This is a genomic window from Nocardia sp. NPDC127579 (assembly GCF_042672005.1).
Taxonomy (GTDB): Bacteria; Actinomycetota; Actinomycetes; order Mycobacteriales; family Mycobacteriaceae; genus Nocardia.
Window position 1 is genome coordinate 44,742 of sequence record NZ_JBHXVZ010000003.1, and the last position, 16,308, is coordinate 61,049.

Here is a 16,308-nt window from a genome sequence, read left to right on the forward strand (position 1 = left end):
CTGTGCGGCGAACAGGGGGGCATCATGGACGAGCGGTCTTCGATCGTGGCGACTGTGGCCGAGCTGGTCGATTTCGCGGCGCGGGCATGCAGGCTGCATATCGAGCGCGCGGATGTGCCGATGTTGGCGGAGCAGGTCGAACAGGTGCGGGTCGTCTCCGCCGAGAGTGCGCCCGGCGATCCGGTGCAGGCCGCGTGCCTGACGAATCTGGGTCTGGTGCTGACCGAATTGTTCTATCGCACTGCCGATACCGAGTATGTGCGGCACTCGATCGACGCGCATCAGCGGGCGGTTTCGGCGACCGAACCCGGCGCACCCGATCGCGCCACCTACCTGAGTAATCTCGGTGGCGCCTGGCGGGCGGTGTACGCGTACTCGAACGACCTCGAGGCACTCGCCCAGGCGATCCGGTGTCTCGAGACGACCGTGGCCGAAACTCCGCCCGGTGACCCGAACGAGGCGGGATTCCTGCACAACCTGGGTACCGCGCTGCTGCGATGGTTCGAACGGACCGGCGACGGCGCGGTGCACAAGGTGTCCATCGTGGCGCTCGCCGGCGCGGCCGGGCTGATGTCGGCCTCGGACCCGGCGCTGGCGACCACGCTCGGCAAGTTCGCCGAAGCGTGGCAGCCGTGGACGGATGCGCACCCGGCGGCGGAGGTCAGCGAGCAGTCCGGCGAACTCTACGAAGTCGCGGTGGCCCTGCATCGGTTGTCGTGGCAGAGCGAGGATTCCGCTGTTTTCGATGCCGCTGCCGAGGTGGCGCGCGCGGCGCTGGCCGCCGCCGGGATCGCCGAGCGCGGCATGTACCTCGGCATGCTGACCGATGTCCTGCTCGCCAGGTCCGCGCGCACGGAGGAGGTGGCCGCACATCGTGCGGTGGTGGCGGAAATCGATGCCGCGGTAGCTGATACCCCCGTCGACCACCCGGATCGGGCGCAACTGCTGTCCTGTCTCGGCGCCGCCCAGGACCAACTCTATCTCCGTACCCAGGACCGGGCCGACACTGCCGACGCCACCCGGTCCTGGCGTGCGGTGCTGAAAGTTCTTCCGGCAGAGCATGAAGCGCGAGCCGGAGTAGCGAGTCATCTCGGCAACAGCCTGTTCGTCGGCTACGGGCACAGCCGGCACCTCGCGGACCTCGACGAGGCGATCGAATTGCTCCGGGAGTCGTTGACCGGGACCGCGGTCGGGACACCCGAATACGCGCTGATTCGCGGCAATCTGGGCAGCATGCTTTCGACCCGCGCGCGAGCCGTCGACGATCCGGATCTGCTCGGCGAAGCGCTGACGCTGCTGTGCGCGGCCGTCGCCGACAATGCGGCCCGGCCCCTGGACGACTCACTCCAGAACAATCTCGGTCAAGCGCTGCACCACCTTTCCGAGACAACCGGCCACCCCGCGGTACTGCATCGGATCGTCACCGACCTCATCGAGGAACAACCCGCCGCAGCCGATCGGCTCACCCGCGTCAGCTGGGCGCTGGGCTGGGTGCACGAGCGAATCGGAGATCCGGCCCTGCTGGAGCAGAAGGTTCGCCTGGGCAGGGCCGCGGTCGCCGCGAGCGCGCACGAGACAGCAGACAGCGGACCGCACCACAGCGACCTCGGGAATTCGCTGATGCTGCTGTACTCCCGGACCCGGGAGCGCGCCCTGCTGGACGAGGCGATAGCCGCGCATCGGGCCGCTGTCGCGGTCGCCCGGCCGGAGCACCGCCACCTCGCCCTCAACAATCTCGGCATCGCCGTGCAGGCCGCCGCCGCCCTCGACGACGATCTGCCGCTGATGCGCGAGGCCGTCGCGACGCTACGCGCCTCGATCGAGGCGACCCCTGCCGAGCATCCGGAGCGCGCACAGCGCCTGGGCTTTCTCCGCGAGAATCTGGATGCCGTCTATCACGTCACGCACGCGTCGGCCGACCTCGAGGCGGCCGTCGACATCGGCCGGGCCACCCTGGAAGTCCTGGATGCCGAGCACCCTGATCGAGCACATTGTCTGCGCCGCCACGCGAGCCTGAGTGTGGATCTGCTCGAGCGCAGGGCCGGCGCCGAGACCGCACGAAAGACGGTCGCCGAGCTGGGGGCCGCCGAAGCCGTCACGCCGGCCGATCATCCCGAGCACGTCCGGATCCGTATCGATTCCAGCCGCGCGCTACAGGTCCTCTTCGAACGGACCGGCGATCTCCTGCTGCTCGACGAGGCCGCACAGCACGGGCGGGCCGCGATCGCCGCCGCGACGGACCCGGCCGCGCGGGCCGGAGCACTCGATGTCTACAGCGGTGTGCTCCGAACCCAGTTCGAGCGCACCAACTTTCGACCATTCATCCAGCAGGCCGTCGACGTCAGCCGTGACGCCGCGGCGACCATGCCCGCGGACCGGGGCGAGCGCGAGGTCTATCTCGACAATCTGAGTCTGCATCTGGTTCTGCTCGGTGAGTCGGCACGCGACGAGGGCGCGCTGGCCGAGGCGGTGCGGATTCGAGTGGACGTGCTCGAGCAGACCGCCGACGACCATCCGAACCGTCCGCTGCGGCTGGTCAATCTGGCCGGCGCGATGGTGAAGCTGGCCGGGCAGACCGCGGAACCGGAACTGCTCGACGAGGCCGCGGAACTCTGCCGGACGGCGCTGGCACTGGCCCCGGACGACAGCCCGCTCCTGCCGGTCCTGCGTTACAACCTGGGCGCGATCGTGCAGAAGCTGAGCTTCGACGCCGAGCGCGCGGCACTGTTCGATTCCGCTCGGGCCGCGCTGCGCGGCCTCTCCGGTGCGCCGATCGCGTTGCAGGTCAAGGGTTGTCGCCTGCTCGCCGCGCTCGAGGTCCGCCTCGGCGCGCACGATTCGGCGCTGCGGGAGCTCGAGCGCGCGGTGGAACTCATGCCACTGGTGGCCCCGCGCGGGCTGATGCGCGCGGACCGGGTGTATCTACTGCGGCAGCAGAGCGGTTTGGCGCGCGATATCGCCGCGGTCGGCGTCGCCGCCGATCACCTCGAATGGGCGGTGGAACTCCTGGAGCAGACCCGCGGGCAGCTGATGAGTGAAACCGTGTACGAGCGCAGGGATCTCGCGGAATTACGCGAGCTCGAGCCGGAGCTCGCGGCCGAATTCGAGGCGATTCGCCGTCGCGCCGCCGAACTGGAACTGACCGAATTGTCCCGGGAGGTACTCGAACCGGATTACGTGCCGGAGCGGCCGGTGCTCGACGTCGCGGACGAACGACTCGCGCTGGATCGGCGCTGGACCGAGATCCTGGAGCGGATTCGGGCGCTGGATCGGTTCCGCCGATTCCTGCGGCCACCGGGCATCGACACATTGCGTGCGGCGGCGGCCGAAGGCCCGATCGTGCTGTGCTACGCGGGCGACGATTCCGGCGGCGGCGCGCTGATCGTGACCGACGATCCGCAGCGGCCCGTCCGGGTCGTCGCGCTGCCCGAGCTGACCAGCGCTCGTCTGGCCGATCAGGTCATAGACCTGTGGCGGGCCGTCGACATCGCCGCGGTCGGCAGCGATCTGCGCGCCCGCCAGGCCGCGCAGCCGAGCCTGCGCAACGTGCTGGCCTGGCAGTGGGACGCTATCGCCGAACCGGTACTGCGACACCTGGGCGTCACCGGGATCGCCGCGCGGCGGCCGCGCATCTGGTGGTCGCCGATCGGCGCGGTGGCCTTGCTGCCGCTGCACGCCGCCGGGCACCACGACGGCGGCGATCGGACCGTCCTGGACCGCACGATCTGCTCCTACACGGCCAACCTGGGCGCACTGTGGTACTCGCGGCTCGAGCGATCCCGTTCCGCGGAACCGGCCGCGCTCCTGGTCTCGATGCCGACCACGCCCGACGCGGCCGCGCTGCCCAGTGCCGAAGCCGAGACCGAACGGGTGGCGCGGCTGCTGCCCGAGCCGATGATCCTGCGGGAGGACGCGGCGACCTACGCGTCGGTGACCGAGGCGCTGCGATCACACTCGATCGCGCACTTCGCCTGCCACGCCGAAACCGAACGAGACAACCCGGCCGTCAGCTACATCATGCTGCACGATCACCGCACGCAGCCGCTGACGGTCAACGCGCTGATCGGATTGGATCTCACCGACGCCGAACTCGCCTACCTGTCCGCGTGCGACACCACCAGCACCCACCCGAATACCGCGGACGAGGCGATCCACCTGGTCGCGGCCACCCAGCTCGCGGGCTACCGGCACGTCATCGGCACCATGTGGGCGATCAACGATCAATCCGCGCTGGATGTCGCCACGGGATTCTACGAAAACCTCACGGACAAAGGCACTTCCGCGCCCCACACGGAACGCAGTGCCGAAGCGCTCAACGAGGCCGTCCGGCGGCACCGCGACGCCTACCCCCGTTTGCCCACGCGCTGGGCCGCGCATCTGCACTACGGCGCGTGAGTCAGCCGGCGCGCAGATCGGTCACGGCGGCGCAGCCACACCCGCGCGGGTCGGTGCTGTCGGGTCCGGCGTGCACGGTGATCGCCTGGGTGATGCGATCGAGGATGGTCAACGCGTCACCGCGGGTCAGCACGTCGACGAGGGATTCGGCCAGGGCGAGGTCGTCACCGTCCAAGCCGTAGATGGTGATCCGCAGGCTCGACGGCGGGGTGATGCGGTCGGGCAACTGGATCGAATCCGCCAGCGCCGGGCAGCGGGAATGCAACATGAGCGTGGCGGCGAGATCGGTGGCCAGATTGCCGGTGCGCAGCACCGTGCCCGCGGCAGCGGCCTCGATCAGGCGGATCGGGCTGTCCGCACCGCCGAACTGTTCGCCGCGGTCGATCGTGTGCCAGCCGCGTCCCGGGGCGAGTTCGCCCTGGCCGGTGCGGCCGAGCCAGCGTCGCGCCGCCCGGTCCAGCAGTGCCGACATCGACTTCTCGCAGCGGGCGCGGTCGTTGACGACCGTCAGCAATTCCAGGCGGCGGCAGTCGACCTCGGCCGGCACGGCACCGAGCGCGGCGGTCATCGCGCACCGCCGAAGAGCTGGACCCACAGTGCGGAAATTCTCATGGTTTCTCCTCCTGCATGCCTGCCGAAACGTGGTTTGTCCTGCGAGGGGAAATCGATTCGCTGCCGAGCCCTACGCTCCGGCGGTGCGGGTGGCGACCCGGCCGTATCCCTGCGGATAGGGCTGACGCCGTGGGCGTTCGACGATCGGCGGGCGGCGACGACGCATCCGCCGCCAGGCCACGGCGCCCATCGCCGCGGCTGCGACCAGCGTGACCGCTACCGCGATCACCGCCAGCACCAGCGACGCGGTCACGGCGGTGCCCTCGGGCGCGGCGCCGTTGCGATAGATCAGTACACCGGCGATCACCGGGCCCAGCATGGCCAGCCCGGCCATGGCGAGCACCATTGCCCCGGTGAGGAGATCCACCACCCGAACCGGTCGTCGAATCGGAACTCGCACCGCTCGGTGGTAACCCTGTAGCGAACTATCTCCTCTTTCGTTCATAGCCAAGGTTCCTTCCGCAGCCGATCCGAAAGTGCCGATCAATTCACGAATTCGACCATAGGTGATCGCGACGCCGCGTACGGATTTCGATATGGAACGTTGACCGAAACCGACTTGGCGAACTTATAGCGACTTTCTCTGCCGGAATTCGATTCGGCGCGATCACGGCCGCCGCGCGAATTCGCCGAGTGCCGCGCGCAGGCCCGCGTCCGGTCCGCCGGCTATCACCTCCAGCAGTGCGACCTCGGCCACCAGCCGGACCCACAGGCGGGCGCTCTCGCGAGGGTACGAGGTGTCGAGCTCCTGGAAATCCGCGACGCACAACTCTGCCGTCCGTTCCGAGCGCGCACGCACCGAGGCGATCACATCGGGTTCGGCGCGAGCGTCGGCCAGCAGTGCGCGGACGCCCCGATTGCGCAGGCACACATCGAGATACGCGATCGAGCCGGTGAGCAGGCGGTCCGTGCCCGGTGCCATGCCCTCGATCACGGTGCTGATCTCCCGCTCCAGCAGGTCGTGGAAACCGTCGTGCAGGGCGACGAGATAGTCGGCGCGAGTGGGGAAGTGGTGGAAGAAGGTGCCCTTGGAGACGCCTGCCTCGGCTACCACGGCATTGGCGCTCAGCTTGTTCAGTGGCGTTGTCTCGGCCAGTCGGAAACCCGTGTCTATCAGCACTTCTCGGGTACGCGCGGCCGCCGCGGCGCGCTGCGTGCCGGATCCGGATCTCGCTGACATCGGGACTCCTTCGGGATGGGGGCGTACAGTTCTCATTGACCGACCAGTTGGTCAATGAAATTCGGAAGAGGATCGCCATGGACACATCGATCGACACCCGCGGCGGCCGCGTCGCCTACCGGGACATCGGCACCGGACAGCCTGTTGTGCTGCTGCACGCCAACCTCCACGACAGTCACGACTTCGACGCCATCATCGCGCCGCTGGCGCGAGATCATCGCGTCATCGCCGTCGACTGGCCGGGGCACGGCCGCTCCGAAAACCCCGCCGAGGTTACCGCACCCCTGCTGGCCGACACCCTCGAAGACATCGTCGACGGACTCGGCCTGATCCGCCCGGTCCTGATCGGCAACTCGGTAGGCGGATACGCGGCCGCGCGACTGGCCCTCTCCCGGCCGGAGCAAGTCGCAGGACTGATCCTGGTCAATACCGGAGGGTTCGCCGCGCTCAATCCGTTCCTGCGCGGGTACTTCCGGTTACTCGGCGTTCCCGCGGTGACGCGCCGCCTGCTGCCGAGATTGGTCCGCGCCTATATGCGCCCGCGGCACGCTGGAGACCGCGTCATCACCGACGCCGTCGCCACGCGGGCCGCCTCGGCGGCAGGCGCGGCCGTCGCCGCCGCCCTGTGGCGCAGCTTCGCGACGCCGGCCGCCGATCTCAGTTCCCGCGCAGCGGAACTGACCGCGCTGACACTGATCATCTGGGGCGCGAAGGATGTCGTGGCACCGCTGCCCTACGGCCGTTCGGTCGCCGAACGGCTGCCGCACGCGGAGTTCCACTCGCTGCCCACCGGTCACGTCGTGTTCGCCAGTGCGCCCGCCGAATTCCTCGCACTGACCCTTCCGTTCCTCGAATCGCTCTCGCGCCGTGTCGAACCCGGGGCCGCGCGGTGAGGCCGCGATTGGTCGATCCGGTGCCGCAGCGGATGCTCGAATCTGCCGGGCGGCTCGTTATTCGCGGTGCTGGCCCGGTTGCCGATCGGGGCGACCGGACGCGGTATCGCGTGGCAAGCACGCCTCTACCCGATGCTCTATCGGCTATGGGCCTGCGCTTCGATCACACCGATGTCGAGCGTTCGCGACGCGATGACGCGGTGGGGTCACGGTTGATCGCGGCACCCCGACGCCCGGGGCGAGGCGGAATTCGCCGACCGGGGCAGTAGTGAACCCCTGACCGCGAATGCCGGTCAGGGGTTCAGCGCGGGGCGAGACGCCGGTGCCGGCGACGCGGTGTCACCCGTAGAGCGCGGCCCAGGTGTCTGGGCCGACGATGCGGTCGGTGTTCAGGCCCGAGTCGAGTTGGAACAGATAGACCGCGCTCGCGGTGAGATCGCCGAACTTTCCGTCGATGTAGCCGGGGTCGTAGCCCTTGGCGAAGAGCAGGCATTGGGCCTGCTTCACGGCCTCGCCCGCGCTGCCGTGCGCGAGGACGGGCCGGTTCGAGGTGTAGTCGCAGCCGTAGGCGATCGGCTGCGCCGGGGCGGCGATCACGGCGGGTGCGGCCACGCCGAGCAGCAGTGCGGCGGCGCAGGTGGAGGCGGCGAGCAGAGAGCGGAGTTTCATCGAGGTCCCCTTGAATATCGTGCGGTGCGGGAGAGTTCTCCCACCGCTGAAGTTAGAAAGGGCCGCTTCGGGTGTTCTCCGGACTTTCTTCGGTGCGCACTTCGTAGACGACTGTCGTTGCGCCGATCCGGATCTCGTCGCCGTCGGTAAGCAGGGTGTCGACGGTGATCGGCACGCCGTTGACGAAGACGCCGTTCGCCGAATCCCGGTCCCGGACGAAGATGTCGCCGCCGCGAGGCAGTACGCGAGCATGCCGGCGGCTGACCCGGGAGTCGTCGATCACCACGTCGTTGCCGATCTCGCGGCCCAGCGCCAGTCCGGCGGCGGGAATCAGGACCGGCGCGGCATCGCCGATCCGCAGCCAGGCCGAATGCCGGGTTCTCGGCTCTTCTCGAACGGTGGTGCCGCGCACGGGTTTTCCGCTCGACAGCGGCTGCTGATCGCGGATCGCGGTTTCGAGGGCCGCGGTGGCCGGATCCGGACTCATCCCGGCGTCCCGCAGCGCGCGACGCAGGCTCCGGAAGGCATCGAGCGCGTCGGCTCGGCGCCCGGCTCGATACAGCGCGGTGGCGAGTAGCCGCCACATGCGTTCGTCGAAGGCGTGTTCGCGCGTGAGCGCGGTCAGCTCGCCGATCACGGCACCGTCTGCGCCGCAGTCGATCTCGGCTCCGATGCGGTCGGCGAGGGTCTTGGTCCGCCGTTCGGCCATGTCGGTGGCGAAGTTGGCGGCGAAGCCGAGTTCACGCAGGTCGGCGGCGGCCTCACCGCTCCACTGTGCCAGCGCTTCGGCGAAGTGGAGCGCGGCCTGGGCCGAGTCGCCGGCCGAGGTGGCGAGGTGGCCACGGGCACAGGCGGTCTCGAAGCGCCCGATATCGCAGTCGTCGTCCGCGATATCGAGCAGGTATCCACCGGGCACGGTGCGCAGGACTGCGCGATCGTCGATTCCGGCACCGTGCAGGACCGTGCGCAGCGTCGAAACGCAGCTGTACGCGACGCCGTGCGAACGGATCGGCGGATCCCGCTCCCAGATCGAGCGCAGCAGAGCGGTTCTGGTCACGGCTCGGCGCCGGTTCACCGTGAGCACGGCGAGCAGGGCGCGAAGTTTCGTGCCGGGCAGGGCGATCGGGGTATCGTCGACGAGCAGGCGAACCGGCCCGAGCACCCGCAGATCCATGGCCGGTCCAGTAGATTCCACCGCATCCTCCCGCTGGGCGGCGACTGCTTCAGCATATGCGAAAGTTCTTTCCGGAGTACTATTCTCGCTGCAAGACGACCGCCCGAGGAGGTGCAGGGGCCGGTGTGTGCGAATGAGCTGCCGAGTGGATCGATCTTCGCCGGATACCTCATCGAGCGCCGTCTGGGTACCGGGGGCATGGGCACGGTGTATCTGGCCGAGGATCCCGAAGTGTCGATGAAGGTGGCGCTGAAGGTCATGCGCGACCCCCGGAGCCGGCCGGTGTACGCGGCGCAGTTCCGGCGCGAGGCCGAACTGGCGGCCAATCTGCAACATCCGAACATCGTGGACGTCAAGGGGTTCGGCGACGAGGGCGGCGTGTTGTGGCTGGCCATGCAGTACGTGCCGGGCGGCGATCTGGCCGGACTGATCGAAGCAAATCCCGACGGCGTCGAGCCGCAGCGGGCGGTGCGCCTCATCGCCGAGGCGGCGAAAGCCCTGGACCACGCGCATCGCAATCGGGTGATTCACCGGGATGTGAAGCCCGCCAATATCTTTCTCGCCGCCGATCACGGCGACGCGGAGTGGGTCCTGGTCGGTGACTTCGGCATCGCGCGCAGCACCGAGACCGACAGTACCCGCACGATGACGGGCTATTGGGCCTACACCGCGCCCTACGCGCCGCCGGAGCAGCGGGCCGGGCTGCCGGTCGACTATTCCGCGGACGTGCACGCCCTGGGCGTCACCCTCTACGAGCTGCTCACCGGGCGGCAGCCCAGCGCGCTGCCCGGCACCGACACCGATCGCGTCTCGCCCGCGATGCGCGAGGTGATCGCCAAGGCGACGGCCGCGGACCCGGCCGATCGATACGCGAGCTGCGGTGAACTGGCCACGGCCGCCGCGGCCACCCTGCGCGGATCGACGGGCCGCGCGGCGATCTTGCGCCGGGCCACTCGGCATCGACGCGGGCTCGTGGCCGCGCTGGTCGCCGCCGCGCTGCTCACGACAGCGCTGTCGCTCGCCTTGCGGGCGAGCCCGAACGGCGAGGTGCCGGGGACGTCGTCCGCGACCACCATCCCCGGCCTGATCAGTGGGCGCTGCCATTTCTCGGTCGAGGTCCCGGTGGGAGACGGCTCGCATGCGATCGTGCCGAGCACCCGGGACGGTTCCCGGATCTGCATCCTGTCCCTGATCGATTCCCGGTCCGGGGAGCAGGGCCGGTTCGCCGAACCGATCGAGGGCGTCGTCGTGCTGCACACCGCACTGCGCGGTTGCTATCAGCGTGAGAATGCCGATGGCACAGGTATTTACGGTGAGGGCACGAAAGCGGACCTGCGCTACGTCCAGGATGCGAGCAATGTCGACCAGGACGGTGTCTTCGGCCCCAAGACCTCCGCCGCCATGCTCTGGCCCACCTACGACGCCGGCGGCAACCAGGTCGGGTGTGCGCGGATCCCCCTGCCCTGAGGGATGTTATTCGCTTGCGCCGGGGGCGGAGGTGGATAGGTTGGCGGCATGCGGGTGACGGTTTTGAGCGGGGCGGGAATGTCGGCGGAGAGCGGTGTGCCGACGTTCCGAGAGGCGCAGACGGGGTTGTGGGAGCGGTTCGATCCGGCCGAGCTGGCCAGTCCGCAGGCGTGGGCGCGGCAACCCGAGGTGGTGTGGGCCTGGTATCTGTGGCGACATCACCTGGCCCGTTCGGTCCAGCCGAATGCCGGGCACCGTGCCGTGGCCGAGTGGCAGCGGTCGGCGGACGTGCGGGTGATCACGCAGAACGTGGACGATCTGCACGAGCGGGCGGGGAGCACGACGGTGCATCACGTGCACGGCAGCCTGTTCGAATTCCGTTGTGACACTTGCGCCGCGGCCTACCTCGAGCCGCTCCCGGCATTGGCCGAGCCCGTCGATGCGCTCGACCCGCCGCACTGCGCGTGCGGCGGGCGGATCCGTCCGGGCGTGGTGTGGTTCGGTGAGGCGCTGCCCGAGGGGCCGTGGGATGCCGCGGCCGAAGCCATCGCCTGGGCGCAGGTGGTGGTGGTCGTCGGCACCTCGGGCATCGTCTACCCCGTGGCGGCGCTGCCCTCGGCCGCGCTGGAACAGGGCATCCCGGTGGTGGAGGTCAACCCGGACGATACCCCGCTGTCGCCGACCGTGACGGAATCGATCCGCGACACCGCCGCCCGCGCCCTCCCGGCCCTGCTGCCCCGCCTCGTCGAACACGTCGGCTAGCGGGCCTCAGCGCACTCCGGGCGCGCGCCGCTCGTAGAAGACGGTGTGTTCCAGGGCGCGCCGACCCGGATGGATCCGCTCCTCGGCCGGGTAGCCGACGGAGACCAGCAGCGCGATGGCCAGGTCGTCGCGATCCTCGATCCCGATCACCTGTTTCACCTTGTCCTCGTCCCAGCCGTTCATCGGCGAGGTGGCCAGGCCCAGTTCGGTGGCGGCGAGCATCACGAACGAGGCCGCGATCATCGCGTCCTTGACCGCGTATTCGCGCAGTAGCCCGCGCTTGTCGAGATCGGTCTGGAATTCCGCCGAGGCCGCGGCGAACGCGTCGATGAACTCGTCGCTCCAGGCCCCGCTCCGCCGGGCCTGATCGTAGATATCGGCGCGATCCGCGCGCCAGGACTGCGGTTCGGCGACGAAGACCAGGACGACGGGCGCTTCCTGTGGTTGCGGCTGCCCGCCGGTGGCCCGGGTGAGTCCTTCGCGGCCTTCGTCGCCGGCCACGACGACGATCGATCGGTCCTGGAGATTCCAGCTGGTGGGCGCTTCGACGGCGAGTTCGAGCAGCGCCGACAGCGTGGCCGCGGGGATCGGATCGGGCCGGTAGTGGCGGACGGTGCGGCGAGTGCGGATCGCTTCCGCGACGGAGAGTGTCTGAATCATGACACTAACTATTGGTGCGTCACTCTCTATTCGGAAGAGGGCACTAATTAGTGCGTTACTCTCCTTATATGACGACCGTGGTGGAATCCTCCGGACTGCCGGCCGACGCCTACTCCGCGAAATGCCCGACGCGCCAGGTGCTCGACCACATCGCAGGCAAGTGGACGGTCCTCGTCGTCGACTCCCTCCTGCACGGCACCATGCGCTACACCGATCTGAGCCGGCGCATCGAAGGTGTCTCGCAGAAGATGCTGACCCAGACCCTGCGCGGCCTCGAAGCCGACGGGTTCATCACCCGCACGGTGCACCCGACCATTCCGCCACGGGTCGAGTACGACCTCACCGCGCTCGGCCGGAGCCTGGCCGAACCCATCGCCGCCCTGCGGCAATGGACCGAGACCCACATCAACGAGATCGAACGGGCCCGGGCCGCGGTGGCTTCGAAGACCGGGTAGTTCAGTGCCACAGGCTGCGGCAGGGCAGTGGGCGCAGGTCTGCGCTCACCCGGCGGTCCACCGTGACCAGCAGGCCGGTACGCCTTGCGGCGCAAGCGAATTCGTCGGCCTCGGTCGGCGTCGCGGCGAACTCGAGCACCAGCTCCGAGCCGGGATGCGACGCGCTGAACGAGACGACGACCCGGTGGGTGAGTTCAGCGCGGCTCACGCGGTACTCGGCGAGCGAGTTCGAGACGGCCGTCATACGCATGCTCCCTTGCATGGAATACGAAACCCGGATCGGCCTGCCGGATTCGATTCACTGTAACCGGCCCCTCGTCGCGTCCGCTGTGATCGATGCGCTTGTTGGAGGCATTCCAGTGGCGACCGGCTCCGGTCTGTGTGAACCCACATGTGCGTATGGGCCTGTTCGGTGTTACCGCTCGCGACAAAGTTGACATCGACTGCTGTTGACAGCAAGTGATGTCAGAAATACGCTGACTCCCGGAAGAGCAGCGAGGAGGCTTTCCACATGCGGAAAACAACGACGTTTCCCACTTCGAAGATCGAAACCACCAGGGTGCGCGTCGCCATCATCGGCGCGGGATTCGGCGGTATCGGCGCCGCGATCCAACTCGACCTGGCCGGCATCCGCGACTTCGTGATCATCGAACGCGCCGCGGAGGTCGGCGGCACCTGGCAGGCCAACACCTACCCCGGCGCCCAATGCGATATCCCGTCGATCCTGTACTCGTTCTCGTTCGCGCCCAACCCGGCCTGGACCCGGCTGTATCCGTTGCAGCCCGAGATCAAGAACTACCTGCGCGAGTGCGTCGAGCGTTTCGGTATCGGCGATCGGCTGCGCCTCGAACACGACATGCTCGATGCCACCTGGGACGAGGCGGCGCAGCGGTGGCGCGTGGCGACCAGCCGCGGTGACTTCGAAGCCGAGATCCTGATCGGGGCCTTCGGCCCGTTCAGCGCCCCGGCGCGCCCGGCCATCCCCGGCCTGGAGACCTTCGGCGGCCAGGTCGTGCACACCGCCGAATGGAATCACGACCACGACCTGAACGGTGCGCGCATCGCGGTGATCGGCACCGGCGCCTCCGCCGTCCAGATCATTCCGCGCCTGCAACCCCGCGCGGCGAAACTCACTGTGTTCCAACGAACCCCGACGTGGATCATGCCGCACCCCGACCGGCCGATGTCCGGACGACCACAGCGGTTGTTCGAACGTCTGCCGCTGGCACAGCGACTCGCGCGCACCAGCCTGGACCTGGTTCAGGAAGCGCTGGTGCCCGGGCTGGTCTGGCGTCCCGCGCTGCTGCGCACCGCCGAACAAGTCGGCCGCGCGCATCTGCGCCGGCAGATCAGCGACCCCGCGCTACGGGCGAAATTGACCCCCGGCTACTCCTTCGGATGCAAGCGGCCGACCTTCTCCAACACCTACTACCCGGCCCTCGCGGCGGCCAACAGCGAATTGGTCACCGACGGCATCCGGGAGATCACCCCGTCCGGCATCGTCACGACCGACGGCGCGTTCCGCGCGGTCGACACCATCGTGCTCGGCACGGGATTCCGCCTCACCGACCACCCGGTCTTCGCTCGCTTCCGGGGCCGGGACGGACGACCACTCGACCAGGTGTGGAACGGCAACGCCAAGGCCTACCTCGGCACCGTCGTGCACGGTTTCCCGAACTTCTTCATGATGCTCGGCCCGAACTCGGTCACCTACACCTCCCAGGTGGTGACGATCGAAGCCCAGATCGCCTACGTGATCAGCGTGCTGCGGCAGATGGAGCGCCGCGCGCTGACCAGCGTCGACATCCGCGCGGACGTGCAGGACGCCTTCGTCGCGGAGATGGAGGAGGGGCTCGGACGATCGGTCTGGAACGCCGGGGGATGCAGCAGCTACTACATCGACGATTCGGGCCGGAACTTCGTCTTCTATCCCGGGTTCAGCCGCCAATACCAGAGACGCACTCGCCGCGCGAGGCTCGGTGAATTCGAGATTCGTACCGCGGGAAAGCAAACGGACAGTGCCGTCCGGGAAGTGAGCACGCCCCGATGAGTATTCTGCGGAGTTTCGGCCGCACCCCCGTCATCGACCCGCGTGGCGCACGTCGCTATGACGAAGAGGCCCATGTCATCGCCGCCCGCGACGTCGAATTCGATTGGTCCGCAGTGCCGTTGCACTACATCCCCGGCGAAGTCATGGCCACGCACATCATCAACGTGATGCACCTGGTGTTGCCCGAGGGCGAGCACGCCATGTCCAAGGCGCTCGCGCAAGCACTTCCGCTGATCGACGACCAGCGCCTCTACGAGGAAGTCGTCGGCTTCGTCGGCCAGGAGGCCACTCATGCCGCCTCCCACGAAGGCGCGCGGCGCCATCTCGCCGAACTCGGCCTCGATGTCGAGCCGATGGCCCGCAAGATGGAATGGATGGTCGACCGGATCCTCGGTGACCACGGTCTGACCGGACGCGCTCGCCGAGCCTGGCTCAGTGAGCGGCTCGGATTGTTCGCCGCCATGGAGCATTACACCGCCGTGGTCGGCGAATGGCTGCTCAACCAGCAGGTGCTGGAGGAGAAGGGCATGGATCCGACCATGCTCGATCTGATCCGCTGGCACGGCGCCGAGGAAGTCGAGCACCGCAATGTCGCCTTCGACGCCTTCATGTATGTCGACGGCAGCTACGCGCGCCGAGTCCGCACCGCGCTGCTGGGGAGTCTCACCCTGGCCGTGCTGTTCGTCAGCTCGGCACGCTACCTGTACCTGAACGACCCGCAGCGGCCTCGGCGCCGATGGTGGCTGTTCGAACTGCTCAGCGCTTCGCGCCGGGGAGTCATCCCCAAGGCGTCGATCTTCGTCACCGAGATCCCCAAATACCTCGACCCCGAATTCCATCCCTCGCAGCTGGGCAGCATGGACGCCGCGATCAGGTATCTGGCCCAGTCCCCGGCGGCCAACGCCGAGAGCGCGGGGTGAGGGCGTGACCGTCATGCAGCCCTCGCGCACGATGCGCGCATTCGACGCCATGGGCGCCGCCTATCGCCGGGTATTCGCGGAGAGTCCCGCCGCGGCGGTGCTGTCGCGGCCGAAGCCGGTGCGCTGGACCGGGTTCGACGTCGAGATGGTCGTGCGGTCCGTCCGCGTCGAAGCCGACGATGTCGTCTCGGTGACGCTCGCGGCCGCCGACGGCGCCCGGCTGCCGGAGTGGCACCCTGGAGCCCACCTGGATCTGTTCCTGCCGTCGGGGAAACAGCGGCAGTACTCGCTGTGCGGAGATCCTGCCGACCGGAGCGCCTACCGCATCGCGGTGCGGCGAATCGCCGACGGCGGTGGCGGATCTCGTGAGGTGCACGAGCTGACCCCGGGTGCCGCCGTTCGAATCCGAGGTCCGCGCAACGCGTTTCGGCAGATCGACGCGTCGTCCTACCTGTTCGTCGCCGGTGGCATCGGCATCACGCCGATCCTGCCCATGGTGCGTTCCGCCTCCCTGCGCGGAATCCCTTGGCGGCTGGTGTATCTCGGGCGCGACCGGGTCAGCATGCCGTTCGTCGACGAACTGGTGGGATACCGCGGGGGCGAGGTGGACGTCCGCACCGACGACCTGTTCGGGCCACCCGATATCGCGACCATCGTGCCGCTGGCCGAGCCGGGAGCAGCGATCTATCTGTGCGGGCCGGCCCCGCTGATGGCCGCGGCGCGAGTACTCGTCCGGGATCTGAACCCGACCGCGTCGCTGCACACCGAACGATTCGCACCGCTGCCCGTCGTCGACGGCGCACCGTTCCAGATCAGACTCCAGCGCACCGGCAAGACCATCGCGGTGGCCGCGGACGAGAGTGCGCTCCAGGCGATTCGGCGCGAACTGCCCGGTATCGCGTACTCCTGCCAGCAGGGGTTCTGTGGCAGCTGCAAGGTGCGGGTGCTCGACGGCGGCGTGCGGCATCGCGACACGCTCCTCCCGGAGCGGGAGCGGGACAACAGCATGTTGATCTGCGTATCGCGCGCCGACGGCGCGGCGTTGACGCTGGACCTCTGACCCCAGGAGCA

At 68.7% G+C, this 16,308-nt stretch carries 15 protein-coding genes; 8 read left to right on the forward strand and 7 right to left on the reverse strand.

Going from position 1 to position 16,308, the window contains the following annotated elements:
- Positions 1-24 precede the first annotated feature (24 nt).
- The gene (locus tag ACFVMC_RS12490; protein ID WP_379209628.1) at positions 25-4,395 is read left to right on the forward strand and encodes a CHAT domain-containing protein; all 4,371 of its coding nucleotides are present in this window, start codon (positions 25-27) and stop codon (positions 4,393-4,395) included.
- A gap of 1 nt (position 4,396) precedes the next feature.
- Here ACFVMC_RS12490 and ACFVMC_RS12495 read toward each other — a convergent pair whose 3' ends face one another.
- The 3 genes from ACFVMC_RS12495 to ACFVMC_RS12505 all read right to left on the reverse strand — a co-directional run bounded on the left by ACFVMC_RS12495 (position 4,397) and on the right by ACFVMC_RS12505 (position 6,187).
- Entirely contained in the window at positions 4,397-4,963 is a 567-nt protein-coding gene (locus ACFVMC_RS12495; protein ID WP_379209630.1) for a hypothetical protein, read from the reverse strand.
- Positions 4,964-5,077: 114 nt separating this feature from the next.
- Positions 5,078-5,452 (reverse strand): hypothetical protein, encoded by a 375-nt coding sequence (locus ACFVMC_RS12500; RefSeq protein ID WP_379209632.1) that lies wholly within the window; start codon positions 5,450-5,452, stop codon positions 5,078-5,080.
- Positions 5,453-5,614: 162 nt separating this feature from the next.
- Positions 5,615-6,187, reverse strand: coding sequence for a TetR/AcrR family transcriptional regulator (locus tag ACFVMC_RS12505; RefSeq protein ID WP_379209634.1), 573 nt, complete (start codon positions 6,185-6,187; stop codon positions 5,615-5,617).
- A 77-nt stretch (positions 6,188-6,264) separates the two neighbouring features.
- Here ACFVMC_RS12505 and ACFVMC_RS12510 point away from each other — a divergent pair, with 77 nt between their 5' ends.
- Positions 6,265-7,080, forward strand: a complete 816-nt coding sequence (locus tag ACFVMC_RS12510; RefSeq protein WP_379209636.1) for an alpha/beta fold hydrolase — start codon at positions 6,265-6,267, stop codon at positions 7,078-7,080.
- A gap of 339 nt (positions 7,081-7,419) precedes the next feature.
- On the opposite strand, the gene ACFVMC_RS12515 is transcribed toward ACFVMC_RS12510, so the two are convergent.
- Both ACFVMC_RS12515 and ACFVMC_RS12520 read right to left on the reverse strand, forming a co-directional pair.
- Positions 7,420-7,749 carry a peptidoglycan-binding protein gene (locus ACFVMC_RS12515; protein ID WP_379209638.1) on the reverse strand — a complete coding sequence of 110 codons (330 nt, stop codon included), beginning with the start codon at positions 7,747-7,749 and terminating at the stop codon, positions 7,420-7,422.
- A gap of 52 nt (positions 7,750-7,801) precedes the next feature.
- On the reverse strand, positions 7,802-8,944 hold the full coding sequence (locus tag ACFVMC_RS12520; RefSeq protein WP_379209640.1) for a BTAD domain-containing putative transcriptional regulator: 1,143 nt from the start codon (positions 8,942-8,944) through the stop codon (positions 7,802-7,804).
- Positions 8,945-9,046: 102 nt separating this feature from the next.
- Between ACFVMC_RS12520 and ACFVMC_RS12525 the strand changes: the two genes are divergently transcribed.
- The gene (locus ACFVMC_RS12525) at positions 9,047-10,390 is read left to right on the forward strand and encodes a serine/threonine-protein kinase (protein WP_379209642.1); all 1,344 of its coding nucleotides are present in this window, start codon (positions 9,047-9,049) and stop codon (positions 10,388-10,390) included.
- Between the two features lie 48 nt (positions 10,391-10,438).
- Positions 10,439-11,152, forward strand: a complete 714-nt coding sequence (locus ACFVMC_RS12530) for an NAD-dependent deacetylase (RefSeq protein WP_379209644.1) — start codon at positions 10,439-10,441, stop codon at positions 11,150-11,152.
- 6 nt (positions 11,153-11,158) lie between these two features.
- Here ACFVMC_RS12530 and ACFVMC_RS12535 read toward each other — a convergent pair whose 3' ends face one another.
- Complete coding sequence (locus ACFVMC_RS12535) at positions 11,159-11,812, reverse strand: nitroreductase family protein (RefSeq protein WP_379209646.1); 654 nt, start codon at positions 11,810-11,812, stop codon at positions 11,159-11,161.
- A 68-nt stretch (positions 11,813-11,880) separates the two neighbouring features.
- On the opposite strand from ACFVMC_RS12535, the gene ACFVMC_RS12540 reads away from it, so the two are divergent.
- The gene (locus ACFVMC_RS12540) at positions 11,881-12,267 is read left to right on the forward strand and encodes a winged helix-turn-helix transcriptional regulator (protein ID WP_379209648.1); all 387 of its coding nucleotides are present in this window, start codon (positions 11,881-11,883) and stop codon (positions 12,265-12,267) included.
- A 1-nt stretch (position 12,268) separates the two neighbouring features.
- Here ACFVMC_RS12540 and ACFVMC_RS12545 read toward each other — a convergent pair whose 3' ends face one another.
- Complete coding sequence (locus ACFVMC_RS12545; RefSeq protein WP_379209650.1) at positions 12,269-12,511, reverse strand: hypothetical protein; 243 nt, start codon at positions 12,509-12,511, stop codon at positions 12,269-12,271.
- A 267-nt stretch (positions 12,512-12,778) separates the two neighbouring features.
- Between ACFVMC_RS12545 and ACFVMC_RS12550 the strand changes: the two genes are divergently transcribed.
- From ACFVMC_RS12550 to ACFVMC_RS12560, 3 genes are read left to right on the forward strand one after another with little or no spacing between them, the layout of a single operon-like run.
- Entirely contained in the window at positions 12,779-14,317 is a 1,539-nt protein-coding gene (locus ACFVMC_RS12550; RefSeq protein WP_379209651.1) for a flavin-containing monooxygenase, read from the forward strand.
- The gene (locus tag ACFVMC_RS12555; RefSeq protein WP_379209653.1) at positions 14,314-15,237 is read left to right on the forward strand and encodes a metal-dependent hydrolase; all 924 of its coding nucleotides are present in this window, start codon (positions 14,314-14,316) and stop codon (positions 15,235-15,237) included. Before ACFVMC_RS12550 ends, ACFVMC_RS12555 begins: the two co-directional genes overlap by 4 nt.
- Positions 15,238-15,250: 13 nt before the next feature.
- Entirely contained in the window at positions 15,251-16,297 is a 1,047-nt protein-coding gene (locus tag ACFVMC_RS12560; RefSeq protein ID WP_379210563.1) for a PDR/VanB family oxidoreductase, read from the forward strand.
- The last annotated feature ends 11 nt before the right edge of the window (positions 16,298-16,308 follow it).

Coding starts and splice junctions, on each gene's coding strand:
- ACFVMC_RS12490 (WP_379209628.1), top strand. CDS start 25: ATGGACGAGCGGTCTTCGATCGTGGCGACTGTGGCCGAGCTGGTCGAT.
- ACFVMC_RS12495 (WP_379209630.1), bottom strand. CDS start 4,963: ATGACCGCCGCGCTCGGTGCCGTGCCGGCCGAGGTCGACTGCCGCCGC.
- ACFVMC_RS12500 (WP_379209632.1), bottom strand. CDS start 5,452: ATGAACGAAAGAGGAGATAGTTCGCTACAGGGTTACCACCGAGCGGTG.
- ACFVMC_RS12505 (WP_379209634.1), bottom strand. CDS start 6,187: ATGTCAGCGAGATCCGGATCCGGCACGCAGCGCGCCGCGGCGGCCGCG.
- ACFVMC_RS12510 (WP_379209636.1), top strand. CDS start 6,265: ATGGACACATCGATCGACACCCGCGGCGGCCGCGTCGCCTACCGGGAC.
- ACFVMC_RS12515 (WP_379209638.1), bottom strand. CDS start 7,749: ATGAAACTCCGCTCTCTGCTCGCCGCCTCCACCTGCGCCGCCGCACTG.
- ACFVMC_RS12530 (WP_379209644.1), top strand. CDS start 10,439: ATGCGGGTGACGGTTTTGAGCGGGGCGGGAATGTCGGCGGAGAGCGGT.
- ACFVMC_RS12535 (WP_379209646.1), bottom strand. CDS start 11,812: ATGATTCAGACACTCTCCGTCGCGGAAGCGATCCGCACTCGCCGCACC.
- ACFVMC_RS12540 (WP_379209648.1), top strand. CDS start 11,881: ATGACGACCGTGGTGGAATCCTCCGGACTGCCGGCCGACGCCTACTCC.
- ACFVMC_RS12545 (WP_379209650.1), bottom strand. CDS start 12,511: ATGACGGCCGTCTCGAACTCGCTCGCCGAGTACCGCGTGAGCCGCGCT.
- ACFVMC_RS12550 (WP_379209651.1), top strand. CDS start 12,779: ATGCGGAAAACAACGACGTTTCCCACTTCGAAGATCGAAACCACCAGG.
- ACFVMC_RS12555 (WP_379209653.1), top strand. CDS start 14,314: ATGAGTATTCTGCGGAGTTTCGGCCGCACCCCCGTCATCGACCCGCGT.
- ACFVMC_RS12560 (WP_379210563.1), top strand. CDS start 15,251: ATGCAGCCCTCGCGCACGATGCGCGCATTCGACGCCATGGGCGCCGCC.